26 protein-coding genes are annotated in these 26843 nt (G+C 37.1%); 6 read left to right on the forward strand and 20 right to left on the reverse strand.

The window, feature by feature from the left end; translation table 11 throughout:
* Positions 1–3 precede the first annotated feature (3 nt).
* Entirely contained in the window at positions 4–462 is a 459-nt protein-coding gene (locus tag AVFI_RS14540; protein ID WP_054776221.1) for a hypothetical protein, read from the forward strand.
* A gap of 462 nt (positions 463–924) precedes the next feature.
* Here the strand turns inward: AVFI_RS14540 and AVFI_RS14545 are convergent, their stop codons facing one another.
* From AVFI_RS14545 to AVFI_RS14555, 3 genes are all read right to left on the reverse strand, one after another.
* Positions 925–1722: a hypothetical protein gene (locus AVFI_RS14545; RefSeq protein ID WP_054776222.1), complete on the reverse strand. Its 798-nt coding sequence runs from the start codon at positions 1720–1722 to the stop codon at positions 925–927.
* Positions 1723–1797: 75 nt separating this feature from the next.
* Entirely contained in the window at positions 1798–3198 is a 1401-nt protein-coding gene (locus AVFI_RS14550) for a DEAD/DEAH box helicase (protein WP_188863912.1), read from the reverse strand.
* A complete protein-coding gene (locus AVFI_RS14555) occupies positions 3195–3638 on the reverse strand; it encodes a hypothetical protein (RefSeq protein ID WP_236782104.1) in 444 nt (147 codons plus the stop codon). The genes AVFI_RS14550 and AVFI_RS14555 overlap by 4 nt, the downstream gene beginning before the upstream one ends.
* A 206-nt stretch (positions 3639–3844) precedes the next feature.
* Between AVFI_RS14555 and AVFI_RS14560 the strand changes: the two genes are divergently transcribed.
* Positions 3845–4057, forward strand: coding sequence for a helix-turn-helix domain-containing protein (locus AVFI_RS14560; protein WP_054776224.1), 213 nt, complete (start codon positions 3845–3847; stop codon positions 4055–4057).
* 157 nt (positions 4058–4214) lie between these two features.
* Here the strand turns inward: AVFI_RS14560 and AVFI_RS14565 are convergent, their stop codons facing one another.
* On the reverse strand, positions 4215–5618 hold the full coding sequence (locus tag AVFI_RS14565; RefSeq protein WP_188863913.1) for an RES family NAD+ phosphorylase: 1404 nt from the start codon (positions 5616–5618) through the stop codon (positions 4215–4217).
* Between the two features lie 235 nt (positions 5619–5853).
* On the opposite strand from AVFI_RS14565, the gene AVFI_RS14570 reads away from it, so the two are divergent.
* Genes AVFI_RS14570 through AVFI_RS14580 form a run of 3 tightly spaced genes read left to right on the forward strand, consistent with a single transcriptional unit; the run spans position 5854 to position 10017 of the window.
* Positions 5854–7674: an AAA family ATPase gene (locus tag AVFI_RS14570; protein WP_188863914.1), complete on the forward strand. Its 1821-nt coding sequence runs from the start codon at positions 5854–5856 to the stop codon at positions 7672–7674.
* Positions 7667–8578: an ATP-binding protein gene (locus AVFI_RS14575; protein ID WP_188863915.1), complete on the forward strand. Its 912-nt coding sequence runs from the start codon at positions 7667–7669 to the stop codon at positions 8576–8578. The genes AVFI_RS14570 and AVFI_RS14575 overlap by 8 nt, the downstream gene beginning before the upstream one ends.
* Entirely contained in the window at positions 8578–10017 is a 1440-nt protein-coding gene (locus AVFI_RS14580; RefSeq protein WP_252653951.1) for a response regulator, read from the forward strand. The genes AVFI_RS14575 and AVFI_RS14580 overlap by 1 nt, the downstream gene beginning before the upstream one ends.
* A 147-nt stretch (positions 10018–10164) precedes the next feature.
* Here AVFI_RS14580 and AVFI_RS14585 read toward each other — a convergent pair whose 3' ends face one another.
* The 9 genes from AVFI_RS14585 to rsgA all read right to left on the reverse strand — a co-directional run bounded on the left by AVFI_RS14585 (position 10165) and on the right by rsgA (position 16785).
* Entirely contained in the window at positions 10165–10422 is a 258-nt protein-coding gene (locus tag AVFI_RS14585) for a TRAP transporter large permease subunit (RefSeq protein WP_236782094.1), read from the reverse strand.
* The gene (locus tag AVFI_RS14590; RefSeq protein WP_012534945.1) at positions 10422–10928 is read right to left on the reverse strand and encodes a TRAP transporter small permease; all 507 of its coding nucleotides are present in this window, start codon (positions 10926–10928) and stop codon (positions 10422–10424) included. The genes AVFI_RS14585 and AVFI_RS14590 overlap by 1 nt, the downstream gene beginning before the upstream one ends.
* 57 nt (positions 10929–10985) lie before the next feature.
* Complete coding sequence (locus AVFI_RS14595; RefSeq protein ID WP_017019958.1) at positions 10986–11978, reverse strand: TRAP transporter substrate-binding protein; 993 nt, start codon at positions 11976–11978, stop codon at positions 10986–10988.
* Between the two features lie 32 nt (positions 11979–12010).
* Positions 12011–12652: a 2-dehydro-3-deoxy-6-phosphogalactonate aldolase gene (locus AVFI_RS14600; RefSeq protein WP_017019959.1), complete on the reverse strand. Its 642-nt coding sequence runs from the start codon at positions 12650–12652 to the stop codon at positions 12011–12013.
* Positions 12645–13550 (reverse strand): 2-dehydro-3-deoxygalactonokinase, encoded by a 906-nt coding sequence (locus AVFI_RS14605; protein ID WP_054775962.1) that lies wholly within the window; start codon positions 13548–13550, stop codon positions 12645–12647. The genes AVFI_RS14600 and AVFI_RS14605 overlap by 8 nt, the downstream gene beginning before the upstream one ends.
* Positions 13551–13643: 93 nt before the next feature.
* On the reverse strand, positions 13644–14363 hold the full coding sequence (locus tag AVFI_RS14610; protein ID WP_080562716.1) for a FadR/GntR family transcriptional regulator: 720 nt from the start codon (positions 14361–14363) through the stop codon (positions 13644–13646).
* 131 nt (positions 14364–14494) lie between these two features.
* Positions 14495–15037, reverse strand: a complete 543-nt coding sequence (locus tag AVFI_RS14615; RefSeq protein ID WP_005421703.1) for a porin family protein — start codon at positions 15035–15037, stop codon at positions 14495–14497.
* 82 nt (positions 15038–15119) lie between these two features.
* A complete protein-coding gene (locus AVFI_RS14620) occupies positions 15120–15536 on the reverse strand; it encodes a glycine zipper domain-containing protein (protein ID WP_065598191.1) in 417 nt (138 codons plus the stop codon).
* A 187-nt stretch (positions 15537–15723) separates the two neighbouring features.
* Positions 15724–16785: a ribosome small subunit-dependent GTPase A gene (gene rsgA / locus AVFI_RS14625; RefSeq protein ID WP_005421700.1), complete on the reverse strand. Its 1062-nt coding sequence runs from the start codon at positions 16783–16785 to the stop codon at positions 15724–15726.
* 524 nt (positions 16786–17309) lie between these two features.
* On the opposite strand from rsgA, the gene AVFI_RS14630 reads away from it, so the two are divergent.
* Positions 17310–18776, forward strand: coding sequence for a lipid-binding SYLF domain-containing protein (locus tag AVFI_RS14630; protein ID WP_188863780.1), 1467 nt, complete (start codon positions 17310–17312; stop codon positions 18774–18776).
* Positions 18777–18821: 45 nt separating this feature from the next.
* Here AVFI_RS14630 and AVFI_RS14635 read toward each other — a convergent pair whose 3' ends face one another.
* From AVFI_RS14635 to AVFI_RS14665, 7 genes are all read right to left on the reverse strand, one after another.
* Positions 18822–19460, reverse strand: a complete 639-nt coding sequence (locus AVFI_RS14635; protein ID WP_017019964.1) for a 3'-5' exonuclease — start codon at positions 19458–19460, stop codon at positions 18822–18824.
* 95 nt (positions 19461–19555) lie between these two features.
* Positions 19556–21166 (reverse strand): ABC-F family ATPase, encoded by a 1611-nt coding sequence (locus AVFI_RS14640; protein ID WP_081301976.1) that lies wholly within the window; start codon positions 21164–21166, stop codon positions 19556–19558.
* A gap of 227 nt (positions 21167–21393) precedes the next feature.
* Positions 21394–21933, reverse strand: coding sequence for a porin family protein (locus AVFI_RS14645; RefSeq protein WP_054775960.1), 540 nt, complete (start codon positions 21931–21933; stop codon positions 21394–21396).
* Between the two features lie 211 nt (positions 21934–22144).
* Positions 22145–23323: a lytic polysaccharide monooxygenase gene (locus tag AVFI_RS14650; RefSeq protein ID WP_188863779.1), complete on the reverse strand. Its 1179-nt coding sequence runs from the start codon at positions 23321–23323 to the stop codon at positions 22145–22147.
* A 267-nt stretch (positions 23324–23590) separates the two neighbouring features.
* Positions 23591–24130, reverse strand: coding sequence for a hypothetical protein (locus tag AVFI_RS14655; protein WP_005421688.1), 540 nt, complete (start codon positions 24128–24130; stop codon positions 23591–23593).
* Between the two features lie 220 nt (positions 24131–24350).
* Positions 24351–25799, reverse strand: coding sequence for a catalase (locus AVFI_RS14660; protein ID WP_017019970.1), 1449 nt, complete (start codon positions 25797–25799; stop codon positions 24351–24353).
* A gap of 54 nt (positions 25800–25853) precedes the next feature.
* Positions 25854–26726, reverse strand: a complete 873-nt coding sequence (locus AVFI_RS14665) for a patatin-like phospholipase family protein (protein WP_065594683.1) — start codon at positions 26724–26726, stop codon at positions 25854–25856.
* Positions 26727–26843: the final 117 nt, after the last annotated feature.

Raw genomic sequence — 26843 nt, forward strand, 5'->3', positions numbered from 1 at the left:
ACTATGAGAAAAAGTGAAAACACCTTAATCGCATTAGAAGCAGCATTAGAGCGGATTGCAAAAGGTAAGCCTAAACATATCCCTACAACAAGAAAACTTAGTGTAAGGGCTGTTGAAGAAGAAGCGAGCCTAGGTAATGGTAGTGGCTACTATTACCCTGAGTTTGTTGAAAAGGTAAAAAAAACCAAAGCAAATATAGCTACTGATAACGGCATACATGTACAAACAGATATTCAATCAGTGCGATCCAAGCTCAACGAACAAAAACGTATCAAGCAAAACTATAAAGAAAAATATGAATCAATAAAAGATCAGCTAGCTCTATTTGCAGCAGCACAACATCACCTCAACGATAAATTAGTTCAAGCGCTAGCTCGGATTGATGATCTTAATTATGAAAATATAGATTTACGTAAGCAGCTTGCTAAAGCGAATAGGAATAACATTACAGCATTAAAGTAAATCTTTAGTTGTAATGCTAAAAACCTAAAAAGTTAACAACAATTATAGATAAAATGGCTGAGGGAGCTTCTTAAACATATCTCAAAAACAAAGTTAGATATAAAAAATGATATGGCTAGTTTCTACCTCATGATGCACCTTGCGTAACGCAAGTTGCGTCATAATAATATCCCCCTAGAAAGCGTACTCGATAAAACTTCAATTCCTTTAACATCATAAGTTAGATTAAGAATTCAAATCATACATCCAGTTATTACGATTCGGAGTGTGGTTGTCTATGAACGTTCGGAAAAATATGGTTGCTTTCTGTGTTTCTGTAAGCAAGTTTGATTTACTATGTAACTGCTCATACTAATAAATCCACTCACAACAATTGCTTTATATGATCGAGAAATGAGAAGGCTTAAACGTAATACCAATACAAGACAGATAACAACTGTTTAGGCACGACTGATAGACATTCTAATTAGGTTTAACGTCATATGAGTATAATCGGCTAAGAAATGGTTGATCTACTACAGATGATATAGCACATTTAGACAAAGTAGCCGTTTGTACTATTGATATAAATTCGTTCAGGGAGTAGCTGTTAGCTAGTGCAATATCTAACTCAGAACGCGGTATATGATATCCTGTCAATTTATAAACAGCACTCTGGCATGTATCGACAATACACACTTTAGATAACTCTGGAAGAACGATCCTATTTAGACCGTTAAATTGGGAAATCCTACATATTTTCTTCGGGAGAAAAAGAATTTTAATACCTGTAGTGCTAATAATATACTCAACCCAAGGCATTAAATAATTCGATACAGCGTCACTGACGCGAATACATAACAGTGTATCGCCTTCAAATTTTGATAGCAGATCAACGCAATCATAGATGCCTAAATCTGGCTGTGAGCCTGAATTAATTTGTTTTTTTAGTTCATCGCTATGATACTTGCCAATCTTGTTAAGAAATGCCTCAACAGCTTTTTCATTAGAGGCAGCATGTCGCCAGATCGTATCAATAATCCCGTTGATATGCTCCCCATTAACATTTAAACATACACATGAACGACTACTGTCACTAGATAACCTCCCTTCAAATTCAGAAGAACTGATACCATTCCAGGGACTAAGTTCACAGCACAGAACTTGCTCAGTTGTTGAGTTGAGCCAATTACAAAAATGACTCGTGATATCAGGTGTCCAAAATAACATTAAGATTCTCGGTAATTGTAATGTTGTTTTACTGAACATAGATTGAGTCATTAATTAAACATACTAACTTTTATCTACGACAGTCTCATATTGCACTAGTTTAGTTACTCCCTCCACCATTTCTATCTATTGAAATACATCAACTATCTGTTGTCTAAAACTCCCTACAATATCAAAGTAGTGTTCATGCGACTCTGCTAAATAGCTTAATGGTTCCATGATCTGGAATTCATCACTATTTTCATTTAAAGAATTAAACTCTCCTAAATCGGTTCTTAGGTTAGACATCATGTCTTTTGAACCATTTTCTTTTTTTTCTAAAGAAGAAAAGAATACACCGCTCATATCGTCACAAAAAAGTAGATTCTGTTCTGGGATCTCTTTATCAACCCTATGTGCGTATTTAACCAAATTCGGTTCAGCAAATGTGTATAGCCATGCTTCTTGATTATCCCCCCTATTTACTCTAAGGATCCGGCCCAATACCTGCCTAAAGTGGAGTTCGGTTTTAACTCGACTTAGATGACAGCATACTTGAAGGCGAGGTATGTCAGTACCTTCACTCACCATACCAACACTTACGATCCATTCTGCTTCGCTATGTCGGAAGTGGTTTATCTTACCGGCTGGATCGTCATGTTTATAGGTAACCAAAACAGTGTTTTTTTTGTATTTTCTGGATAATATTGAGAACAGCTTTAATGCATGCTCAACAGATGATGCTATAACTAATCCGGCTGCATTTTTTTTATTTTTCCGGATTTTTTCTAGTTTGTTTATGCCACATTGAAGCAAGTACTCCATACATTTTTCATCATTAATAATCGCCTGATATGACCCAGAAGAGTCTTTTAAAAAATCATTAATACAAGAAAAATTCTTTGATTCAGACTCTGCGCTTCTTATGGTGATTTTTGCGTTATCGATTAAAACAATTTTAGGTGAACGACAAACACCATCGCTCACAGCTTGGCTTAATCCGTAAACATAGTTACATTCGATTTGATTATTGGGATCTGTGTAATTAGATAAGCATATTGGAGCTTTGTCAGAACGCCATGGCGTCCCCGTCAGAGCGAGAGTATATGTTGCTTGGGATTGAATATTTTCAATTATTTTTTCTCCCCAAGAATTCGCATCATTAAGGCTCGAACCAGCACAGTGATGAATTTCATCAAAAATCACCAGTACGCGATTGTTTTTTATCAACTCCCAAAACTGGCGATCAAAGAACTGTAAATTTTGATAGGTATAGGATGCTCCTAAAGCACCAATGATGCCATCAAAACGACAGTTTAAACGTGAAGTAAAGGTTTGCTCCAACCCTTGTGAGATGGAAGTAGAAGGAGAGAAACACAACACAAAATCAATTTTCTTTACCTTGAAAAGACGAAAAGCAACTTCTGCTGCCATAACAGATTTTCCAGCCCCAGGGGTAGCTAGACAAAGGAAGTGCGGTTGACCTTCATTATAACGCTCTAACGTCAGTTTCACGCACTCTTCTTGCCATTGTCGTAGAGACATCATGATAACGTAAGGGCCATCTTAATTGCTCGTATCTCACCAACAAGCTTGGAACTCTGCGTTTTGGTTTTCCGTTGGATATCAAGCAAGCTATCCGCTAAATGAGGATAATCCAAACACAGATTTTTATAGGTTTCAAACTCATGAATACACGCCAGAAAATCACTTTCGCATTGCTCAAGTCGCTTCTGAAGTGTAATTTTAGGAAAAAAACGATTTTCCTTTTGGTGCTTGAGTTCAATTGGTTCAGACTCAAGTTCACTGCCTTTAATCGCTGTATTCCATTTCGTTTTAGAAAACTGGGATGTTTTTTGGTACTTAGGCTTTGTTAATGATTTTTCAGTTACTTTCTCCAGTAGCTTCAGTCTTTCTAAGCGTAAGATATGCCGGTAAACGAAACGCCTTACTTTATGTTTATCTTGTCCTAAATTGGTGAACTTCATAAATGTATCTCTGAGTTCTAACACTGAGAAATTATCTAGTTGGTTTTCAATCAGGATCTGATAAAGGGAATGGTCTAAGTCTACTGATTTGTTGGGCATGTTTGATGGTTACCGGAGTTCAATTACTCTATCTGAAAATACGGATTATAGTCCGTGGATTTATATACCGCAACTAAGGATAGTTTTAGTCTTTATCTGGACCATAAATGAAAGACTTAGCAGCAAGCTTTGGGAAAAGATTACGAGAAGTCCGAAAGCTAAAGGGACTCTCTCAAGATAAACTAGCGCTAGTAGCAGAGATAGATAGAAGTTATGTTGGTCGTATTGAGCGTGGTGAAGTCAATATTACACTTGAGAAAGTCTACGAATTAGCGGAGGCACTAAAGTGTAATGTCACCGAGTTGTTGCCAGATATTTGAAGGTTATAAATATTAGATGTAGCTGTGTTGGTAAAAAATCAAGCTTCTTTATTTTATGGAATCACTAAAAAACATGTTTTTACAGGCTATGTTAAAGTTCTACACTTCAATATTGTAGCAATAATTACAACAACTGAAATCAAGCACTCAGAAAAACCTAGAACAATTCATCTTCATTATAGGTAAAACAATAATCTATCACTTCGTGGCTTTCTGAGGTGTAATTTACACCTTTGATAACCTCAACAGTAATCTTTTTACCATCAATCTTTAAGGTATCAACTCGTTCGTTACTCGAACTTTCGTCAATATTAATTTGATGTTCTGGAGGCTTATTGCCCTCCGTTTTTATTGAAGGTGATGTGGACTCAAAAACCATTCTAGTCACCGTTGGAGAAAAATAGCGTGAATCCTCATCAATTTCAAAAAGTTTAACTTTTACATCAGAGTATGGTTCTTTATCAATAATTGCGACCTTAGATGCCTGCTGAAAGAGTACAATATTTTTAGAAGGTGTTGCCGTTTGAGAAGAAGAAAAGATTATTCCATCCCATTTAACGCCTAAATACTCAGCAACAAGCTGCGTCGTAAGGTACTCCAGTTCAGCTTCATGAGGCTGAACTGGGCGTGATATTTGATTGCTAAGAGTCTCTAAAAAAATAGCTTGCTGCTCAGCTCTATAATAATCTGAATCGAACAGGCTTCCATTTGCTCTAATATCTCGCAACGCAGAAATATCAATAAGTTTTAACGGTCGTATAATTTCAAATTTACCAACAACTACATAACTACCAACGAAGGGCCTAACTTCAGATATGGCTGTAGATTGTTCTATAGCCCCATAAAAACATGAAATCCCTCTAGGGTTCATTCGCCCTGCAGAAGCTAAATATGAAGGAGGAGGAGCTAGTTCTGTATCTGGAGAAGACAGTGTTTTTTGAAGAGAAAAATCATCCCTATGAACTCTTGCTCGATATAAGTATTCGATCGTTGTTTTTGGTCCAGCTGCGACAATAGCTGGTGAGCCGACATGTGTTTTTAGGTCACCTACATTATTAAAAACCTCATCTAGAACCTGTGTAGCAGTTTGATTAAAAAATCTAGCTTCTGATTTTATTGATGTCTCTAAATTTCGCCACATTGCTTCCCACTCAGGGTCAACATTACGAGAGTCAATATAATGTGCAGACTCATCATGTGCGCACTCATCGAAATCATCATATGTGGACTTTTCTGGTAAAAGTTCGAGTACATCTTCAGCTATTTGTTGGTTAACTTGCAGTATCTCACAGATGACATCTAATAGTGGGTCACCATCTCTATACCATTCGTAGTCAATTTCCTTGTCCCGTAAAGCAGCTTCTTGCCATGATTCTGGACTATTTGGCGTCCGCTTAAAATGTTTAATTAGAACGTTTTCGACTTGAGATGATATATCTCTGATTCTCGTACAAGGAAAACTTTCGTTACAGTAATCACAAGTTTGAACGTTAAGGCTATTTATCTGCTGACTTAAGAACTCTTCACCAATACATACAGTACAAACTAGGTTATCTTCCATTGATACCATCTCAAATCTAATAGGGTTAATTTGTTACATACTACAACGCATGCATAGTGATTGTCTGTAAGTTAAGGTTTGTAATTCATTGTTGCCCAATTACAGTAATTCATCTTATTTAAGATGAAAAACGCACTCCCCTCCCATCTAGAAAGTTAGTACTTGATACGTTTAGTATATATAAGGTATATACTACACCAATCGTTATAAACAATTGGTGTAGGTGAGTTTCTTGATGAGTAATGTATTTATTGAAAAAGTACAGGTTGAAGGTGGCTTTTTAGATGGCATGAGCTTAGAGCTAAAAAAGGGGCTAAACACTGTCATAGGCGCTAGAGGTACAGGGAAATCAACTTTCATAGAACTCATTCGATATTGCTTAGGTATACAAGGTCATACATCCGAATCCCACTCAAAATCACTTGCTCATGCTAAATCTGTTTTAAAAGATGGGCAAGTTTCCGTGACTCTATCCGATGGTGTTCAGACATATCATTATTCGCGCACTGCTGACGGTGACACTATTCCTCCAACACATAAAGATTTACAACTACCCCTTATATTTTCTCAAACCGAGGTTGAAAATATAGGGTTGGTATCCAATGGTAGACTAAAACTAATCGATGATTTCATCGGTGATATTGAGATTTTTGAGTTACGAGAGCTATCAGCTATTTCCCAGATTGAATCTTTCTCATCTGAAATGATGAAGCTTTCATCCACAATCAGTGATACCGAAGACAAACTTTTAATACTACCAAAACTTAAAAGTAGTCTAATAGAACTATTGGATGAAGAAAAAAAGCTTGCAGCCGTATCTTTTCAAGCGCACTCAAAGAGTCAAGCGCTAAACATGCTATCAGACAACTATCTTAAAGTTACTGGCGATATAGAACAGTTAAAGCAATATATAGAGGCACAAGAAGAGGCTAAGAATAGTCTTACGGAAATATCCCCCCATTTTATAGATCTATCAACCAAAAGTGATGGCATTACTAAAATGTACTCTGTGGAAAAAGAAGCTTATGACTTGATAGTTTTGGCAAACTCAAAATTGGACGATGTTTTAGTCATAGCTAAAAAAGAGTTAAACACACTACACAGCCTTCAATCAGATATAACAAAAAGTGGACAAGCTCTTAGAGCTGAAGTTGACTCACTTCAAAAAGGGGCTGGTGAATTATCTCGCAAAACTCAACATTTAAAAGAAGAAATAAGCAAACTTGAGAGCATCAAAAAAAATAATGGTGACAAAAGAAACAGAATATCTAAGTTGAAAATAGAACGAGACAATGCACTAAATAATCTGGAGCAAGCAAGAAATGAAAAATCTCAACTCAGAGAAACTGTCTGTCGTGATTTAACTGATAGCTTATCTCCACGCATTAAAGTTCACCTCGAAGAATATAGTCAACTAGACGAGTATCAGCAGGTTATTATCAATGCACTTAAAGGAAGCGGTATAAAATATAACGACCTAGCACCTCTCATTGCTGAATCTATACCTCCCCGACTATTACTGCAAATAACCGAAAATGATGACATAGATATGTTTCTTTCTTTATTGAACGTAACTAAAGACAGGGCATCTAGAGTACTCAACGCTTTAAAATCAAGCATAAACTCTATAGCTACTGTTAAATTAGAAGATGAAATTACTTTTGAGTTACTCGATGGTTCTGAAACTAAAGATCTGTCAGAACTTTCTACTGGTCAAAGATGCACTGTCATTCTCCCAATTATATTAGAACATAGGGACTCTTCATTAATCGTAGATCAACCAGAAGACCATATAGATAACGCATTTATCGTTGAAACATTAATCGCCTCCATCAAGCGCCGTAAAGGTCAGGGACAAACAATTGTTACGACACACAATGCAAATGTCCCTGTTCTTGGTGAGGCAGAAGAAGTAATACACTTAAATTCTGATGGCACTAGAGGCTATGTGATGGCTAGCGGTCCTTTAATGGAAGCAAATATTGTAGACGCTATTTCATCCGTAATGGAAGGTGGAAGAGAGGCATTTAATTGTAGAGCTAACTTTTATGACTAATCCAGCATACCAAAATGCCAAAAGTGATCTCACATCGACAGATACCATTAAGCGCTTCCAAAGTGCTACTTATTTTGCACAAAATATTCATACCGATATGAAGAAAGATTTAGAGACTTGCAGAAGGACTGAAAAAGTTCGTTACATCAAAATGGCTTTAGATAAAGCTCTTTATCTACTATCAAATAGTACCCCAACGCCACTGCCTTCACATGATGCAGAGCTAGGTGGCGACCTAGAAAATGCTGAACAACTAAAAAGACATTTAAAAAACCAAGCCATTGACGAATTTTCAGGGGTAATTCTTCATGAATTAGCTCCAAAATTAGGGTTGGTAGATGCGAGTCTCAAAGAAGAATTTAACAATTATGATAGTAGTAAAGCTAAAGGATTCGTAGAGCGACTTACCCAGATATTCCGAGCTATAGAATGCCTCAGAAAATCTACACGCGAACCAGAAAGCGTAGAAACAGACCTCTCTCAACTAATAAAGAACATCGTTCACGATGAAGTCATCGAAAAAGAAAAAATAAATATAAGCTTCCAAGGCATACAACCATGCATTATTAACTCCGACCCAGCTCTGATTACTTTAGCCTTTTCCAATGCTGTTAGAAATAGCTATGAATCTCTCACATCACTAACCAGTAGCGAACCTAAAAGCTTAATAATTTCATGGGGTGTGAGTGATAAAGATTCATGGATTAGCGTTATAGATAACGGGATAGGATTTATAGGTAATCCAGAGGTAGCTTTCAAACTAGGAAAAACAAGCAAACAAGGGCACACAGGCTTTGGTATGGGAATAATGAGGCAAGCTATGGATAACATAGGTGGTTATGCTGAGCTTTCTAATATCGAAACAGGTGGTGCAAAACTATTATTGAGATGGGGGAATTTTTAGTGTCAAACCGAGTATTTAATGTTTTAGTAGTTGAAGATGATACTGAGCTATCAGACCTCATTGAAAGTACTTTCAACTCCAAGTTTCTACAAGTAAACGTAATAAAAGCCTTTTCTAGAAATGCTGCATTTGAGATTCTAGATAGCGAAGCATTTTTTGACTACGTAACATTAGACCTATCTATTCCAGATATAGATGGTAGTTTCGATACGGATGCATCTAATGGATTGGCCGTTTTAGGAAAAATAATCGAAGTGTCTTCAGGTACGCCGGTACTAGTTTTAACAGGCACAAGTACTGTAGATATGATTCAAGATTTCTTAAATCACTCAAATTTGACCGATATTTGGGGAAGCGGAAATACAAGAGGTACTATTGAGCATCTTACAAAGTCACGTATAGGTGAGTTAGCTGATAAAATAGCTCAAATCAATCAAGAGTTTTCATCTTCTTTTAATGTTGAATTAGTCACCAATACTTTAGAGTTACCAATTAAACACGACCGATTATTACGTGTTTTTATTAACAGTCGAAATGCTAGCTTGGGGATTATACGTCAAATAGGAGGAGGACTATCTGCCGCAAAAGTTTACTCTGTGCTCGTTCAAGATGTCTCTGGACGTACATTGCACGCCGCTATTTGCAAATGTGGCCCAAAAGAAGATATCAATTCAGATGCTAAAAATTACCATAACTATATCAATAGATTAAAACCTGATGCCACACCAAGAATCTTAGGGCACTTAGAATATGCAGCGGGAGACAGTAGCGGTGTTTTCTATGGGCTGGCTGAAAATTACGAAACATCGTTTTTCGAGGCGAGTCTCAATCAAGAATTTGGGGGTGGCCTAATGCAAGCTATCAAGCAAATGTTAGCCCCCTGGCATCAAAATATGAGACAGGATCAAAAACTAATTCGTGAAATTCGCTCTCAGTTAGTTTCAGATACAATTGCAGAAAGGCTTATTAAAGAGTTTGGTTTAACTGAAGCACTAAACTTTGAAACTATGCCTGTAATTTGTAAAACCTCCTGTACACATGGTGATTTCCATGGAGAAAATATTTTATTGGATATATCTTCCCAGAAAGCCACTCTCATCGACTATGGTGATGTATGTGAAGGCGTCAGTATCATCGACCCGTTAACCTTAGAATGCAGTTTTTTATTCCACCCAAAAACAAGTGATGCACTCTCCGTTTGGCCTACAGAGACAAACCGAGAAAACTGGGAAAACCTTGAAGCTTTTGTTGATGGGTGTCCTTTTAAGGAGAGTATAATTTTCTGCAGAACTTGGACTACAGAGTTAGGTGTTGGTAACAGAGAGTTAGCTGCTTGTTTGTACGCATACGCATTGCGACAATTAAAGTATGAGGGTACCAACAAAGAGCATGCTATCTCTTTGATCAACACTGCTTATCGATTGTATCAACAAAGCTAACGATATCTCATAGATAATGAAGATACCGTCTCTGGAAAATAATATAGTCAAAGTTCAAGTTTTAGGAAAAACAGCGAAAGAATGCTGCTTTTCTGGAAAAAACTTACAAACCTTATTACACAAGCCTTTCCAGATTTATTACAGAACTTACCTGTGACAGTAATTTGTAACTATACGACGAGATAATCCGCCCGTTTCCATCACAAAACCGGCCATAATAAACATAGGTATTGCAAGATAGGTAAACGAATCTAATGCTGAAAATGAAAGTTGAGCGATAAATGAAACAGGGATATCACTTAAAAATAGAGCAAAAGCCGTCGTCATACCAATACTAATGGCAATAGGCATACCAACAAAAAGTAAGACCACAAAAGCCAACATCGCGATTCCGAAAGTAGCCATTAGTCACACCCCACTGATATATTTGATTCATCTAATTTATTTGTTAATCGTAAATAAGCACGCTGAATTAAGCGCAGTGATATTAAATAAAATGAAAAAGGAACAACGGCGTATACCCAACCAGAACTCCACCCAAGAGCTGGCGTTGTTTGCTCAACATCAAGAGTTTCAATCGTAATTTCAATACCGTAATAACCGATATAAATCATAAAGATAGCAAAAGACAAATCAATGATAGTATCTAAAATTCGCTTATTTGCTCCTTTGATATAATTATCAATCACCTCAACACGAACATGTGCACCTCGAATAACCGCTAAACTTGCTGAAATATAAACAAGTGCAATAAAAACATATCGAGATAATTCTTCTGTCCACGACAACGAAAAGTTAAATACAAAACGAAATAATATTTGCAAAAAACAGAGAATAATAAGAGAAGAGAACAGTAATATACTGACGTACTCTTCAATATTATTCATAAAATAATTAATTTTATTTTTCATAATACAAACCTAAAACAGTCAGAGCTCCTATAGAGAAAAGGAGCTCTATTTCCATGTTTATTGAAGAGAATCTACAGTTGCTGTTAGCTCACGATATAACTCAGGGTTAATATCATCAGCAAATTGCTGAACAACAGGCGCTACAATTTCACGCATTTTTGCTTTTTCTTCTGGAGAGATTTCAGTGTAAACCAAGCCAGCATCAATCATATTTTGTAATGACTGCTTATCTTGTTCACGCACTGAAGTTCGCATATGGTCGATAGCAACTTTAGCTGCATCATTTAATGCCGTTTGTTCTTCTTCAGATAAGCCATTGTAGAATCGCTTACCAACAACAAACACAACCCAACTATACACATGACCAGTATTTGATACGTATTTTTGTACTTCATACAAACGCTGTGAATAGATATTGGTATATGGATTTTCTTGACCATCTACCACGCCTTGTTGAAGTGATGAAAACAGCTCAGAAAAAGCCATTGGAGTCGGGTTTGCACCTAAAGCACGGAATGAATCTAGGTGCGCTTTATTCTGCATGGTTCTTAATTTTAGCCCATCGAAATCTTTTGCTGTAGCAATAGGACGAGTGTTATTCGTTACATGTCTAAAACCAAAGTTCCCATACCCTAAACCAACATAGCCTGCTCTTTCTAATTTAGATGCTAACTTCTGTCCCCATTCACCATCAACAACTTGGTTAGCAATATCTTCTGTAGGAAAAATAAAAGGCAAAGATAAAATATTAAAATCCTTGACGATATTTGCTAGTACCGCTGGAGATGGAAGGTTCATTTGTACAATATTTTGTTTAATCGCTTCGAGAGCTTCTTGGTCATTGCCTAACTGATTATTAGCAAAAACCTTCACATCGATACTATTATTCGTTGCTTGTTCAACGTGTTCTTCAAATTTCTTCATTGCAGCGTATTCGAAATGTGATTCAGGAACCCCAATCCCGATTCTCATTGTTTTAGCAGCATTCGCATAGGATGAAACAGCAATCATCGACACAGCACATAGCGTAAAAAGTTTGTTCAGTTTCATAATTTATTCCTTTGTAGGGAGAGTAAATTGTTTTATTTTTGTGTGCCTAACCAAGCTTTTTTATAGGCATGACTACGGCTTTTTAGCTCTTCTAGCGACATACCTTTTTGATACAATCCAGACCCAAGACCAAATCCATCAGCCCCAACATCTAAATACTCTTGCATACTTTCTTTGTTTGCAGCCACACCACCAACAGGAAGGCAAACCGTTCCTTCTGGCAGTACAGACTTCATTGCTTTTATTCCTTTTGCTCCAATCACTTCAGCAGGAAAAAACTTCAATGCAGAAGCACCGCAAGATAATGCAGTAAACGCTTCTGTTGTTGTTTGAACTCCCGGCATAACAATACAATCCCGCTTAGATGCAATACTAATTACATCTGGATTCATATTCGGTGTGACAATTAATTTTGCTCCAGTCTCTAATACATCAATCAATTTTTGTTGATCGGTTACTGTACCAGCTCCTACGATAGCTTTATCACCATATTCATCCACAAGTAACTTAATACTCATTAATGCGTCAGGGCTATTGAGAGGAACTTCAATAAACCGATACCCCTCTTCAATCAGTATCTTGGCTGCTGGTAAAATTTCACTTGGCAAAATACCGCGTAAAATAGCGACAAGAGGTAATGATTGAAAAAATGGATTTGCTTTTAAGTTAGTCATTACTCTTATTTTCTCCTTTAAATGATTGATATAAATGATTCATACCAGCCAAAAAGCACTCATCTCCACTAACTTGTTGAGCGTCAAAACCAAGATGGTTCAACGCTTGAACATAACGTTCAGTCAGTAAAGAATTACCAACAACAAAACACGATTCTGTTATCGACAATTGACTTAATTCATGGCCAATTAATAAACCAGATAAATAGGATTCAATATTGTGTTCATCAATTTGATCGAATAATCGCCTTGTCCGAACGCTGAATAAAATTTGATTTAGCGGATGTTGGCGTCCTAAACAAACGCCATCTAAAAAGACATGTTGAGAGTTATGTTGAATAGGTAAGTCTTTACCTAGAATGGAATGGTGCTTTAAAAGAGAGAACAACTCTCCTGTCATTACGGTAGAAAAACGCTCTAAAAGACCATCTTTCCAGTAAACATGTTTACTATGAGTTCCAGGTAAAATAGAAAAGAATGTAGACTTTTTAATAATATCTGACAAACCAATCAGCTGTACCTCTTCACCTCTCATTACATCAGGCATTCCTACCGAATTATGAGAACAACTCACACCAGCAATAATATTAGCTTGCCCATTAAAGACAGTAACCGTATTTCCTACAAACTCTGAAGTGCTTGCTGGCGTTTCTATGTACTGGGCTTCTTTCCAACCTTGTTTTGAGCCAACCATTCCAGCCATCAAAATCGGAAGAGTTGGACAAGCAGTTAGCCAATGACCAATTAATCCTTCAAGAGTGCTAGGAAAGTCCCCTTTCTTAACACTCAATAATCCTTTTGATTCTTCTACACGCGAAAGACATTCCCCTTGCTCATTCATTAAAAATGCACGGAAATTGGTTGTCCCCCAATCTATCGCTATCCAATTATTTTCCACCAGACCTCCAAGTCAGACAAACAATAACAACTTGTATGACAAGAATACTAGAGGTAAAAAAACAGTGATACCGTGATCACTGTCTAAAATTGATTAATTAATATACTTAATGTATTTATTTGCAACATTGGTAGCCTTATTTATCGCATTAACAACAATCATCTTCATTTCATTACGAGCTGATTCTGGTTCTCTCATACGAACAGCATCCATAACTCTAAAGTGCTCATCCAATGCAGGCTTACTTAAAGTCAAATCGTTATCGCAAGTTTGCTTAAACGAGACTGTCATGGCTGTAGTCAAAGCATCTCCCATTGCGATTAAAAATGGGTTATGTGTTGCTAAAAGTAATGAGTGGTGAAAGCGAACATCACCTTTTGTCATCATTTCCTGATCTTTTAACTCCACACCTTTTACCATTAAATCATAGGCTTCCTCTATAAGAGCAAGATCTTTTCCTGTTGCATTTATCGCCGCAAGAGAAGCTATATTTGGTTCAAAAACTAATCTTGTTGCCATTAAATGGCCAATAATCTCATCATTTACCTGAAATTCGGCAACCCAATTAAGTACGGCATTATCCAACCAATTCCATTCTTCTGGAGAGTTAACCACACTACCACTTTTCGGTATTATAGTAATGATCCCTTTACTTGATAAATTCTGTAATGCTGCTCTTACAGAGGTTCTTGATACATCTAGTTCCTTTGCAAGGTAGTTTTCTCCCATTAGAGAGTCCCCACAAACTAAGTCATTAGTAAAGATTAATTTCACTACATATTGCTGTACTATTTCTGTTTTAGAAAGGCTCATTCTTATCATACAAGTTAAAAGACATTAAGAACATAATATGCGTAATATTGGTGATTGTATAGCCAGATAACAAAAAACCGCCTTTATTCAAAATAATAAAGGCGGTTTTATTTATATTCGACTTTCGATAATTAAAAACGATAACCCACAGTTAACGATAATTGATCTTGGTCTTGATTATCAATATTGAAGAAGTCATAACGAAGATCGGTATACAATCCCATATTTAAATTAGCACGTACACCCATACCTCCCATTAATGAAATTTCTTTAAATGAATCACTAATACCATCATATGATAGCTTCTCATTTACTCGAGCTAGGCCTACTGCACCATATGGTTTTACTGACCACTCTTCAAATTTAAACGTGTAACCAATATCAGAATCTATTTTTAATGTACTTCCATCTAAATCAACACCGTACTTACTGCCGTTATTATTTTGATATGATGCATTAATGCCAAAAATTTGGTTAATATCATAACCATACTCAAGTTTAATACCATCCCCCCAATCAGCTCCTCGGTTATCAAAAACCAATTCTGTATTCGAGTAACCACCACCAATTCGGTGGCCACTAAATTCATTGTCTTCAAAAATAGAAGCTGACACTGAAGGAGTTAAAGCTAAAGTAAATAGACTTGCTAGTAAAATTTTTGGAGTATTGTTCATAATAAATCTCGCTTATTGGGTTATCGAATCCATTCAATAAAAATTAATTAATCATTTCGTATTGGAGTGAATAAGATAGAAATTAGCTTTCTTCATTATCTTGATTATTCTGCTCTTCTAGATCCGCCAGTTGCTGCTCTAACTCGCGAATTTTAATTTCAGCTTCAAGCTCAGCTAGGCGTTTTTCTGCATCACCACGATTATCTTGTGAATGACCATCAGCTAAAACTTGAACATCTTTACTATTTCGAGAATCTTCTAAGTCTTTCATTGAACCAGCAACACCACCAGTAACACCACCAACGGCTGCACCTTTTACTGCTAATCTCGCATCACCAGTTACGGCACCTAAAGTAGCACCAACCAAGGCTCCGCCAACCGCGCCTCGGTTTCTTGCTGCGTTTTCATTATCAGCATCCATCGCTGGTGAAGCACATCCTGTGACAACAAATGTAGAGGCAATCAATACTGCTTTTACTTTATTGTTTAGGAAGAACATAAATAGACTCTCTCTGTTTTGTGGGAACAAATGAATAATAAGAGAGATAGAGGAAGGAGAGAATTGAACGTTAGTTATAGCGCTGATAACCACGGTTTATCACACTATCCAAAAGCTAAAAAGCGGTTATAAAAAAACCGCCAATCAGATGGGCGGTTTTTTATTAGCTCATAATAATATGATGGTATTAATAAGCGCTTGTCTCATACCCTTTTTTACGGCTACGAGCTTCAGCAATAGCACCATGTACCATTTTACCAAAGGCTTTATCCTTTGCGCGTTGTTCAGCTAGGCTTGCACCATTAATAGCTTGCTCACGCATTAACTTTTGGTAGCTCACCAAACGGCGCTCATCTAGCTCACCAGAATCAACCGCTTTTAGTACAGCACAACCCGGCTCTTTGGTGTGTGAACAATCACTAAAACGACACGTTAACGCAAGGTCAGTAATCTCACTGAATGTTGCATTAACACCTTGCTCGCAATCTGCTAGTTGCAATTCACGCATTCCAGGAGTATCCATTAACAAACCGCCTTGAGGCATTAGCTTAAGAGCTCGGTGTGTTGTTGTATGTCTACCTTTGCTGTCATCTTCACGGATTTCGCCCGTCTCTTGAGCTTCAAATCCAAGTAAACCATTCACTAATGTCGATTTACCAACACCAGATGAACCTAAGAAAGCGATAGTTTGACCATTTTTACAATAACTATGTAACGCTGTTAGCTCTTTAGCATCTAGCGCATTCACACTGTATACGCTCATCATACGATTCAGTTTTTGCACTTGATCTTGTTTATCATCAGCATCGTCACATAAATCAGCTTTAGTCAGAACAACTACTGGCTCTACTTCCGCTTCTTTTGCAATAGCAAGATAACGCTCAATACGGCTCAAATTGAAATCGTTATTCAAAGAACATACGATCATGACACTATCAACATTCGCAGCAATCAGCTGTGATGCGACTTTAGAACCCGGTGCTTTACGATCAAACAATGACTGTCTATCTAGTACACGCTGAATTCGTAGATCTTCATCAAATAGTACCCAATCACCCACACAAACACGCTCATCACCAGATGGTGGTAATAAACTCACTTGGCCTTGCTCACTCAAAACAATCACATTGCTTCGATGCTGTTCAATAATTCGACCAACCTGAAAATCTGTTAAATCTTCAAAAGTCAGTTGTTGTTGAAAATAAGGTCGCCAGCCTAGTTGCGATAGTGTGAGAATTTGCTCACTCATTTGTTGCTCCATACATATGGTAGATTGTTTACCATTGATAGGGATACATAAAAATCAATGGTAAGCAATCTAATGCAAGTCCTTAATAAAACAAGGTGTTTAAACTGCTCTATTTTGCTCCGAGATTTTACCACCGTATACAGAAAAAATAGCAATGAAAGTTTTTCGATGAACCTCTCTTTTTCATCGTTTTAAGATCTTGGTAGCAATTATTTACAACAAGATGATAAACAAATGAAGTTTTACTTTTTTTCTCATCAATTAGCCCCACTATTTTTCCGTTTTTACAGAAAAAATATGATTAGTTCAGAGTATGATAACCTTCCTATTTATTTGAAAATTGAACAAAAGCGGCAATGAATAACGAAAACGACAAATAATGATTTTATTTCCTTAAAAGCCAAACAGTCACAAATAAATACCTTATACTTACTTATTCACAAATACGGTGGCCAAAAGAATTAATGCGCTTTAGATCCCACTCTCTTTTTCGCTCCGATCAGCTTAGCTAAAGGATTATGCATATGGTGATTCGTATTTTATGGTTTTTTTATTTGGGAATCTTGGTAGGTTGCAGCTCTCATGTTCCCAAAAAAGACAGGGATAACGTAAGAAACGAAATAAATACCACCTCTTCTGAGATCATCACTAAAATCAGCAAAGACTACCCTGATGTAGCAGACCAACTTCAATCAGCAAAAGGTTATGGTACAGTCAGTTTATCTGGCATCATGGTTCCTGCAATTGGAGGAGCGACAGGAAGAGGCGCTATCTATAACAATGAAGATTCTTCAATTACTTATATTGATGTTAACCGATATGATCTTGGTATAGGTTTAGCTCTTGGTAATTATCAAGCTCTCGCAATTTTTGATACTGAAGAAGCAATAGCAGAGTACAAGCGAGGCGTTCACACTCTTTCTCTTGAAGCGGCCTTAAACCTTGATGATGAAGGAACTACAACTTCAGCCGCACTTCTTGATGCAGAAAACGATGTTCCAGTTTATGTACTATCAAATTCAGGTTTCGGTGCAACAGGAACATTACGATACTTATCGACCTCCGTTAACCACGATTTAAACGATACTGGATTAGGTGACTTTACCATTCCAAATAAAACCGAACCTACAGAAGCAGATAGCTATTCACTAGAACCAACAAAAGCGCCGAAAAAATGGGAGAGATCACTTCCTTTCTATGCACAAGCCGTCATTGATAAAGGTTACTCATTACCCAAACCTTATGGCATAAGCATCATCTATACAGATACTTTTCAATACATGGATATCAGTGATTTAGATGTGGGGATTAATGGGTCTAAACAGTATCCTATTGATTTTATTTCTTTTGATAACAACAGTAATAACACGAGATCGCCTCAGTTAAAGCTAGATGCGTGGTTATTTCCTTTTATGAATGTCTTTGGAGCAGTAGGGAAAATTAAAGGGACAGCTGATATAGGAATACAATTCAGCGGCGATGATTTAATTAAACAATTAGGTAGAGATTGCAGCGGAATATTAAAGCCTCCATCATGTAGGCTACAAGGAAAAAATCCTAATGTTAGTGTTACCGCGCATTTAGAAGGTACAAACTATACCTTAGGAACCATATTGGCTTCTGGGTGGAACAGTTATTTTATTACTCTACCTATTTCAGTAACTTACGCTGATATGAAAAAAAATGACGCAGAAGGGTTAATCGTCAATATCTCACCTAGAGTAGGAAAGATATTCCCGATCACAGGCCCTCAATCTATCGCCGTATATGCCGGAGGTACCTATTTAGATAGTACATTGACACTAACCGGAACGTATAATTACGAAGGAGTTGGCATTGACTATAAAGTAAAACAAAGTAATACGGATAAATGGGCTAGCTTAGTTGGGGCTAATTACGTATTTAATCAAAATTGGTCATTAGCCATGGAATACGGATGGAAGTCAGATAGAAAAAGACAATTTATCACACTTCTAAATCGACGCTTTTAGATCACAACGTGTATAACGATAAATAAATCGCTTTATTACGATCCGCTAGCGATTCTTTTTCAAAAAGTTAGCTATGGATGCTTTAGGTGTTTTACCTATCTTCATCATTAATTCAAAGCTTGGATTTACTATTCCGTGCTCTCTTTCTAGCGTCTCTAATAATACCAGCCATAATGATGCCGTAACTTCAGCATCAGCTAATGCTCGGTGAAATACACCATCATTTTCAATTTGATGATAAGCGACCAAATCACCTAATTTATGCGATGATGCTTCTTGAGTTAATCGTCTAGAAACTAATAGTGAACAAGCAAAATCCCCATCATATTCACGCTGGATTAACGCTAACTCACCATCTAAAAAGCGCTTATCAAACGAAGCATTATGAGCAACCAGATTGCAACCTTGAATAAAGTTGGCAAACTCATTCATTACTTCATCACAACTGGCTGCATCTGCAAGCATACGATTAGAAATACCCGTGTAGTTCTCGATAAATGAACTGACTCGAAATCCGGGGTTCATTAGACCTTGGAAGCGATCAACCACCACACCATTTTCTAATTTTACTGCACCAATCTCTATCGCACGATCCCCCTGATTGGGAGATAGACCTGTGGTTTCGAAATCGAGTACAACAACAGTATTTGCTGGCGTTGCTTTTTTAGAACAAATGGATGACATGTGAGTTTCCTAAATAAACAAATAAAAAAACGCGAGTTGGTAATCAAACTCGCGTTTTTAAATAGATTAAATAATCTTAACGTAAAGCTAAATGATTAAGCAATATTAACCTGTAGCATTTTAACTTGATGGTCTAGGTACTCTTCATAAGTGCCTTGGAAATTAATTATGTTTTTATCTTTGATATCGATAATATGAGTCGCTAGTGACGATACAAATTCACGGTCATGGCTAACAAAGATTAACGTACCCGGATACACTTTTAGTGCATCATTTAACGCTTCAATCGCCTCCATATCCATGTGGTTTGTTGGTTCATCCATAACAAGTACGTTGATATCTTGCATCATTAGCTTGCCAAATAATAAACGGTTTTTCTCACCACCAGAACAGTTGCGCGCTTTCTTATTTGCATCATCCGCCGTAAATAATAAACGACCTAAAATACCACGGACCATAAGATCATCATGCTTCACAGTACGCCACTGAGAGATCCAATCAAAGATGCTTAAATCATTATCAAAATCAGCAGTACTATCTTGAGGGCAATAACCAACAGAAGCGTTTTCAGACCATTTAACAATACCTTCGTTTTGCTTTAAGTCTTGAACTAAGCAGCGTAAAAAGGTTGTTTTACCTACACCATTTTCACCAATTACCGCTAAACGTGTACCAGCTTCAAGCAGTAAATTACCACCTTTAAACAATACTTCGCCATCAAATCCATGACCTAGATTTTCAAGCTCTAATGCTTGGCGGTGTAATTTTTTACCTTCACCAAAATTAATAGATGGGCTCATACGGCTAGACGATTTCACTTCATCTAGTGTGATTTTTTCCATCTTCTTAGCACGAGAACTGGCTTGTTTTGCTTTAGATGCATTTGCACCAAAACGGTTTACGAAATCTTGTAGCTCACTGATCTCAGCTTCTTTTTTCGCATTTCCAGCTAGCAGTTGCTCACGGATCAAGCTTGATGCTTCTAAGAAATATTCATAGTTACCAGGGTAAATACGCAATTCACCGTAATCAATGTCAGCCATGTGCGTACATACAGAGTTCAAGAAGTGTCTGTCGTGCGAGATGATGATCATGGTACATTTACGTTTGTTTAGCTCTTCTGCTAACCAGTTAATCGTATGAATATCTAAGTTGTTGGTTGGTTCATCAAGTAACAAAATATCTGGGTTTGCAAACAATGCCTGTGCCAATAACACACGCAGTTTCCAGCCAGGTGCCACTTGTTGCATTAAACCAAAATGAAGTGATTCTTCAATACCTGCTTGAATGAGAATATCACCTGCACGGCTCTCTGCACTGTAGCCGTCCATTTCAGCAAATTCACTTTCAAGCTCAGCTACTTTCATACCATCTTCTTCACTCATTTCAGGTAGTGAATAGATTCGATCACGCTCTTGTTTGATTTCCCATAATTTTTTATCACCCATGATCACAACATCAATTACGTTAAATTGTTCAAACGCAAACTGATCTTGACTCAATACGCCTAATTTTTGTCCCGGCGTCATTGATACATTGCCAGAACTCGGCGTTAAGGCACCACTAAGAATCTTCATGAACGTTGATTTTCCGCAACCATTTGCTCCGATCAAACCATAACGGTTACCGTTGCCAAATTTTGCTGAAATGTTTTCAAATAAAGGCTCTGCGCCAAATTGCATGGTGATATTGTTTGATTGTATCAACGAAATAATTCCTAGGGTTTACTGACAAGTCATGATCAGGCGCTAAAAAGCCAAAAGATGAAGGACGAAAGTATGATGAATGAGAAAATCTAGGCGCGGATTATACAGAGATCTCGATCACATTGTCGAGAAGTATGACGTTTTAATACACAATAAAAAAGCCCCAGAAAAATCCAGAGCTTTAAGAATGACAAAGAGAACTTAAATTACGTATTAATCAAGCTTAATTAAAATTTATAACCAACAGTAAAAGAGAATTGATCGGCAAAAATATTATCACCACTGTCTTTTAGATTCATAAAATCCAATCTTAAATCAGTATAAAAATGTTGGTTAAATGTCGCTCGAGTACCAACACCTATGAATATGGTTGAATCATCCCATTTTCCAACATCTTGGCCTAATACGCTAAATTCTTCTTTAAACTTAGCAAAGCCTAACACCCCATAAGGCTTAATTGATGCATTTTCCATATGGAATGTGTAGCCAATATCAGTATCAAACTTAAACGTTGAGGTATCTATGTCAAAAAGTGATTCACTTCCACTGCCTTTATTCAAAGAAACGTTGATACCAAAAATATCATTAATGTCGTAACCATAAGCTAAAGTGAAGCCACTTGTAGAGTGCTTGCTATCAAAAGCCACATCATCAATGCTCGTTGAGTTAAAACCTAAACCGATTCGATGCCCTTCTAAAGCATTAGCATAAAGGGTTGTTGAAGATAAAAGCGCTGCTGCTAGAAGTGTTTTTTGTACTAATTTCATAATTACTCTCATTTTTTAAATTAATGATTTCATCCTTGAATTCGTGTTCTTAATCATTGAGTGCATAATATGGAATCAATGTAATTTAGGCTAAGCAGCTCTCATTATGTTATTCATAAGCAGTACTTATGATAAAAGCCCTAAACGAGTAATTTAGGACTTTTATATTAGGTAATATATATTTTAATGAATATGAGTTTAGTGGTTCTTCTTATCGCCACACTCCCCATTCACCTGTCGTTCCTGGCTCTTCACCTTTTGTCCACCACTGTGCCACCCATGCTTTTCCGTTATGATCCACGGTATCACCTGCATTGTACGTTGCGGTTTTATCCCATGGATTTGACGGTTCTACTGGCGGCTCAACAGGTGGGGTGATATCGGCTTTAATTAAAGAAAGCTGATAACTCACATTCGCTGTAGGTGCAAAGACTTTGTTTGCATAAATATTATTTGAATCATACATATAATGATTCATTTCTTGATGCCAAATACCAATGAACCACTCTTTGTTCTTAAGTTGATTAAACTGCCCTGCCAACTCGGCTGACCATGTTGATGTATTATTTGCTGTAATCGCTAAGCTAATATCCGTAGTTTCAGCTCCTGTAGAATCAAACGTTCTGAAACGAACCGTATCTCCAGATTCAACAGGTCCAAATCCTTGATTAATGTAATAGCCTAAGTCTGAATATTGTGGGGGCTCTACAGGATCGGTTGGTTTTGGTGGAGTTGTACCTGAGCCGTTAAAAGAAATGTCACTGCAGTTGTAAAATCCTTCACCTGCTGCATCTTCACGCTGCCAACGCGTATAGAGAACCGCTGAATCACTCCTATCTACCGGAAGTGTTATTTTAATTCGGTATTTTTTATCTTCTCCAACAGGAACATTTCCTGCGGTATCAACTAAAGTTAGGTCTGCCCAAGTTAATGGAGCCGTTGGATCATAATTTTCATTAGAAAGATAAAACTGCCAATAAGAAGGATTATGTGGAGCCGTCGCATTAAATATGAGTTCTATCTGATTATTTTCATCCAGAGTTATCGATGTTTTCTGCCAGTGTGATGAGCCTAAGTTTAATCCAGACTTAGCAGCATCACCTGCAGAACATAAGTGACCATCACGCACAATCGCTTGAACGTGTGCCATATCTTGATAATTAGGTACGTTAGCGGCAACTTCATTTCGCTGAACAAAAGGAAAAGCGCCTGATTCATCATAGGCAGCCTGACACGCTTGATTGGGAATGGTGTTATCCCAGAAGCCACCATCTAAATAACAGGTATTTTGTCTTGCACTTGGGTACTCTACCCAACCGTGTGCTTGTGCTCCCATTGAAGATAATGCGCCAACAAAAGCAATAGTGAGCGAAGTTAATTTATTAGTCATTTTCTTTCCTTGTTTATGAACGGAAAAGTACCAGTAGCACAGTACTTACCCCAACAAAGCTAGCAAAAAAAGAAGATTTCACTCAATATATCGGTTCATTATTAAATGCGATTTATCATTTTGTTATCTGCTTTCCAGTCGCTCATGAACAAAATGAAAAAAGCAATTTGGCTTTCGACTCACTTCATGAAATTTACAATGTAAACTCACGTAAACCATCATAATAAAGAGCGGTATACCAAAATGATAACCGCTCATAAAATCAAACTAGACCCAGTTATCTGCGGTGATCTTATTTTCAAATAGTCGAGAGAATAAAATACCACGGATATAACTATTAAAAAGTTCGAAATTAAAGTCTTTTGCGTCAATATGAATAAGCTCAGATTCAATGACTTCTTGTACATCATTTTGGCTCATCATACTCATAATAAACGCTGGGATAGAGAAACACTGACTTACTGTTTTTCCACATTGAAAAGTTAAATTATCAAAATTAATCTCAATAACTTGATGAGCATCAAGCGGAACAGGAGACACATTCAATAATGCAGAACTCATCAAATTAACAATATAATCAGCTCGAGATTCTTTAATCTCTGAGGATTCACGAGCTTTCTCAATAAAGTCTTTATTTTCAGATACAAGCAATGATAATAGCCCTTGAGCCTCTGCAGAGTCTTTGCTGTATTTTAAGATATAGTCGTAAATGACTTGATCTATCATCACTTCTTGCTCATCTTCGCCATAAGCAATTGGCGCTGTTTTATTAAACGTTTCTTTTGGAAATTGAATGTATGCACTCATGGGCTACTTCTCCGGTTCATTTAATGCAATTGGATTGACTATATCCCCAGAAATAAAAAAATGAATACAGTCATTTTCTTAAAGTGAACACTCGGTCTCATTTTTTAAAGAGAAAAACCGCATAAAAACCACGGCTTTATCATTTTAATAAATTTTATTTAAATCAAAATGATAAGCATAAAAAAGGCGACTTATTCGTCGCCTTATATTAACTTTTTTATCAATTAAATTCGCTTACATCAATATCAAGTAATTTACCGATACCTTCACCATAAGCTGGGTCAGCTTTATAACAATGTCTTAAATGACGAAGTTGAATTTCTTTTGGTACGCCATTTAAGTTACGAGCAGTATTATCAAACAATATAGCTTGTTGCTCTGCGGTCATTAAGCGGAATAGATCACCCGGTTGTGAGAAGTAATCATCATCTTCACGGTGATCCCAATGCGCAGCTGCACCATCAAGATTCAATGCTGGTTCTGCAAAATCAGGTTGCTCAGCCCATTGACCTTCATTATTTGGCTCATAACCTAGTGTGCTACCAAAGTTACCATCAACACGCATTGCACCATCACGGTGATAGCTATGAACAGGACAACGAGGTGCGTTCACTGGAATGTGTTGGTGGTTTACACCTAAACGGTAGCGTTGTGCATCACCGTACGCAAATAAGCGACCTTGCAGCATCTTATCTGGAGAGAAGCTAATACCAGGAACGACGTTTGCTGGGTTAAATGCCGATTGCTCTACTTCAGCAAAAAAGTTTTGCGGATTACGGTTTAACTCAAACTCACCCACTTCAATCAAAGGATAATCTTTATGTGGCCATACTTTTGTTAAATCAAACGGGTTGTAAGACACTTTTTCCGCATCGGCTTCAGGCATGATCTGCACTTTTAGTGTCCATTTAGGGAAATCTTGGTTATCAATGCTTTCAAGTAAATCACGTTGATGACTTTCACGATCTTGACCAATCACTTGTGCTGCTTCAGCATCTGACAAGTTTTTAATACCTTGCTGTGATTTAAAGTGGAACTTAACCCAAAAACGCTCATTATCGCTATTAATAAAGCTAAATGTGTGGCTACCAAAACCATGCATATGACGGTATGTTGCAGGAATACCACGGTCACTCATTACAATAGTCACTTGGTGAAGTGCTTCAGGTAATGATGTCCAGAAATCCCAGTTATTTTTTGCACTTCGCATATTTGTGCGAGGATCACGTTTCACTGCGTGGTTTAAATCAGGGAATTTTAGTGGATCACGTAGGAAGAATACTGGCGTATTGTTACCAACCAAGTCCCAGTTACCTTCTTCTGTATAGAATTTTAACGCAAAACCACGGATATCACGTTCTGCATCTGCCGCACCACGTTCACCTGCTACCGTTGTAAAACGTGCGAATAATTCGGTTTGTTTACCAATTTCAGAAAACAGTTTTGCTTTCGTATATTTCGTAATGTCATGAGTAACCGTAAATGTACCATAAGCACCAGAACCTTTAGCGTGCATACGACGCTCAGGAATCACTTCACGATCAAAATGCGCCAGTTTTTCTAAAAACCACACATCTTGCAATAATTGAGGACCGCGTTTACCCGCAGTTTGAACATTTTGGTTATGTGCAACAGGACAACCTGCTGCCGTTGTTAACTTCTTACTCATGATTAGTTCCTTGTTTATGTAAAGTGCACGATAAAACTGTTTATAAAAGTAGGCTTAAATACAAAAATGACAATTTTCAGTATCTAGCCCAAATGTACCGTCACGACTTGATAAATGATTTAACCCAGCAGAAACACCCATTTTATAACCCTCCATTAATATAGGAGACTTCATAGAAAGGCGTTTAACAGAAAAATCTTCAGGTGGAGCAATAACACGAACCGTTGTTCCCTCAGGAGGATTACGAATGAACTCTAATGATAAATTGTAGTTATCAGCACGAACAAGCATGGCTTTTGCAATTTGTGGGTAACGTGACAATAATTTCGTAATTAACCAAGATGACTTAGGTGCCTTCATTTCATAGCTTAATGGATGAGATAAAATGACCGTAATATCTCTTGCGCCACGACGATAAGCTTCTCTCACTGGAATTGAATCAGCTACACCACCATCGGTATAGCACCCTCCAGAAAAACAAGGCGTTGATTTATAAGCAATGGGTAAGGCTGTTGTCGCTTCAATAACATCATTTAGATTATTTTCTTTGACTTGATAATAATCAGCATTACCACTATCAATATTCGTTACCGCTGCATACATAGGTATTGAAGAAAATAGTTGTTCTAGATCTAAAGGATGTCTTGCATTTGATTCATCGATTAACCATTTAACATCAACTAAATCCCCACCTTTTGCAAATCTAGGAATATTAAAAAAACGTTTATGGGTAGCCAATTTAGTAATGACATGAAAACTGCGTTGTGGTGCATTAGAAAGATACCCTAATAAATTAGATGCTCCAGCAGAAACACCAATTGCAAAATCATAAGGCATAAATTCATTTTTCATGAAAATATCCAATACGCCACTAGCAAAAATGCCGCGCATTGCACCACCTTCAACAACTAATGCACTTTTTGTCATCTCTAAATCCCCAAATAAACTACGGGGATAGAATAAACCTAGAAATAGATTAAAGATAATAGCTTGTACTTATGGTTATGATTTACAAAACCTATCAAATAGCTATTTATTTTATAA

The sequence above is a fragment of the Aliivibrio fischeri ATCC 7744 = JCM 18803 = DSM 507 genome (assembly GCF_023983475.1).
GTDB classification, from domain to species: Bacteria; Pseudomonadota; Gammaproteobacteria; order Enterobacterales; family Vibrionaceae; genus Aliivibrio; species Aliivibrio fischeri.

Excerpts from the sequence above, each read along its gene's own strand:
- AVFI_RS14540 (WP_054776221.1), top strand. The coding sequence starts at position 4 with ATGAGAAAAAGTGAAAACACCTTAATCGCATTAGAAGCAGCATTAGAG.
- AVFI_RS14545 (WP_054776222.1), bottom strand. The coding sequence starts at position 1,722 with ATGACTCAATCTATGTTCAGTAAAACAACATTACAATTACCGAGAATC.
- AVFI_RS14550 (WP_188863912.1), bottom strand. The coding sequence starts at position 3,198 with ATGATGTCTCTACGACAATGGCAAGAAGAGTGCGTGAAACTGACGTTA.
- AVFI_RS14555 (WP_236782104.1), bottom strand. The coding sequence starts at position 3,638 with ATGAAGTTCACCAATTTAGGACAAGATAAACATAAAGTAAGGCGTTTC.
- AVFI_RS14560 (WP_054776224.1), top strand. The coding sequence starts at position 3,845 with ATGAAAGACTTAGCAGCAAGCTTTGGGAAAAGATTACGAGAAGTCCGA.
- AVFI_RS14565 (WP_188863913.1), bottom strand. The coding sequence starts at position 5,618 with ATGGAAGATAACCTAGTTTGTACTGTATGTATTGGTGAAGAGTTCTTA.
- AVFI_RS14570 (WP_188863914.1), top strand. The coding sequence starts at position 5,854 with ATGAGTAATGTATTTATTGAAAAAGTACAGGTTGAAGGTGGCTTTTTA.
- AVFI_RS14575 (WP_188863915.1), top strand. The coding sequence starts at position 7,667 with ATGACTAATCCAGCATACCAAAATGCCAAAAGTGATCTCACATCGACA.
- AVFI_RS14585 (WP_236782094.1), bottom strand. The coding sequence starts at position 10,422 with ATGGCTACTTTCGGAATCGCGATGTTGGCTTTTGTGGTCTTACTTTTT.
- AVFI_RS14590 (WP_012534945.1), bottom strand. The coding sequence starts at position 10,928 with ATGAAAAATAAAATTAATTATTTTATGAATAATATTGAAGAGTACGTC.
- AVFI_RS14595 (WP_017019958.1), bottom strand. The coding sequence starts at position 11,978 with ATGAAACTGAACAAACTTTTTACGCTATGTGCTGTGTCGATGATTGCT.
- AVFI_RS14600 (WP_017019959.1), bottom strand. The coding sequence starts at position 12,652 with ATGACTAACTTAAAAGCAAATCCATTTTTTCAATCATTACCTCTTGTC.
- AVFI_RS14610 (WP_080562716.1), bottom strand. The coding sequence starts at position 14,363 with ATGAGCCTTTCTAAAACAGAAATAGTACAGCAATATGTAGTGAAATTA.
- AVFI_RS14615 (WP_005421703.1), bottom strand. The coding sequence starts at position 15,037 with ATGAACAATACTCCAAAAATTTTACTAGCAAGTCTATTTACTTTAGCT.
- AVFI_RS14620 (WP_065598191.1), bottom strand. The coding sequence starts at position 15,536 with ATGTTCTTCCTAAACAATAAAGTAAAAGCAGTATTGATTGCCTCTACA.
- rsgA (WP_005421700.1), bottom strand. The coding sequence starts at position 16,785 with ATGAGTGAGCAAATTCTCACACTATCGCAACTAGGCTGGCGACCTTAT.
- AVFI_RS14630 (WP_188863780.1), top strand. The coding sequence starts at position 17,310 with ATGGTGATTCGTATTTTATGGTTTTTTTATTTGGGAATCTTGGTAGGT.
- AVFI_RS14635 (WP_017019964.1), bottom strand. The coding sequence starts at position 19,460 with ATGTCATCCATTTGTTCTAAAAAAGCAACGCCAGCAAATACTGTTGTT.
- AVFI_RS14645 (WP_054775960.1), bottom strand. The coding sequence starts at position 21,933 with ATGAAATTAGTACAAAAAACACTTCTAGCAGCAGCGCTTTTATCTTCA.
- AVFI_RS14650 (WP_188863779.1), bottom strand. The coding sequence starts at position 23,323 with ATGACTAATAAATTAACTTCGCTCACTATTGCTTTTGTTGGCGCATTA.
- AVFI_RS14655 (WP_005421688.1), bottom strand. The coding sequence starts at position 24,130 with ATGAGTGCATACATTCAATTTCCAAAAGAAACGTTTAATAAAACAGCG.
- AVFI_RS14660 (WP_017019970.1), bottom strand. The coding sequence starts at position 25,799 with ATGAGTAAGAAGTTAACAACGGCAGCAGGTTGTCCTGTTGCACATAAC.
- AVFI_RS14665 (WP_065594683.1), bottom strand. The coding sequence starts at position 26,726 with ATGACAAAAAGTGCATTAGTTGTTGAAGGTGGTGCAATGCGCGGCATT.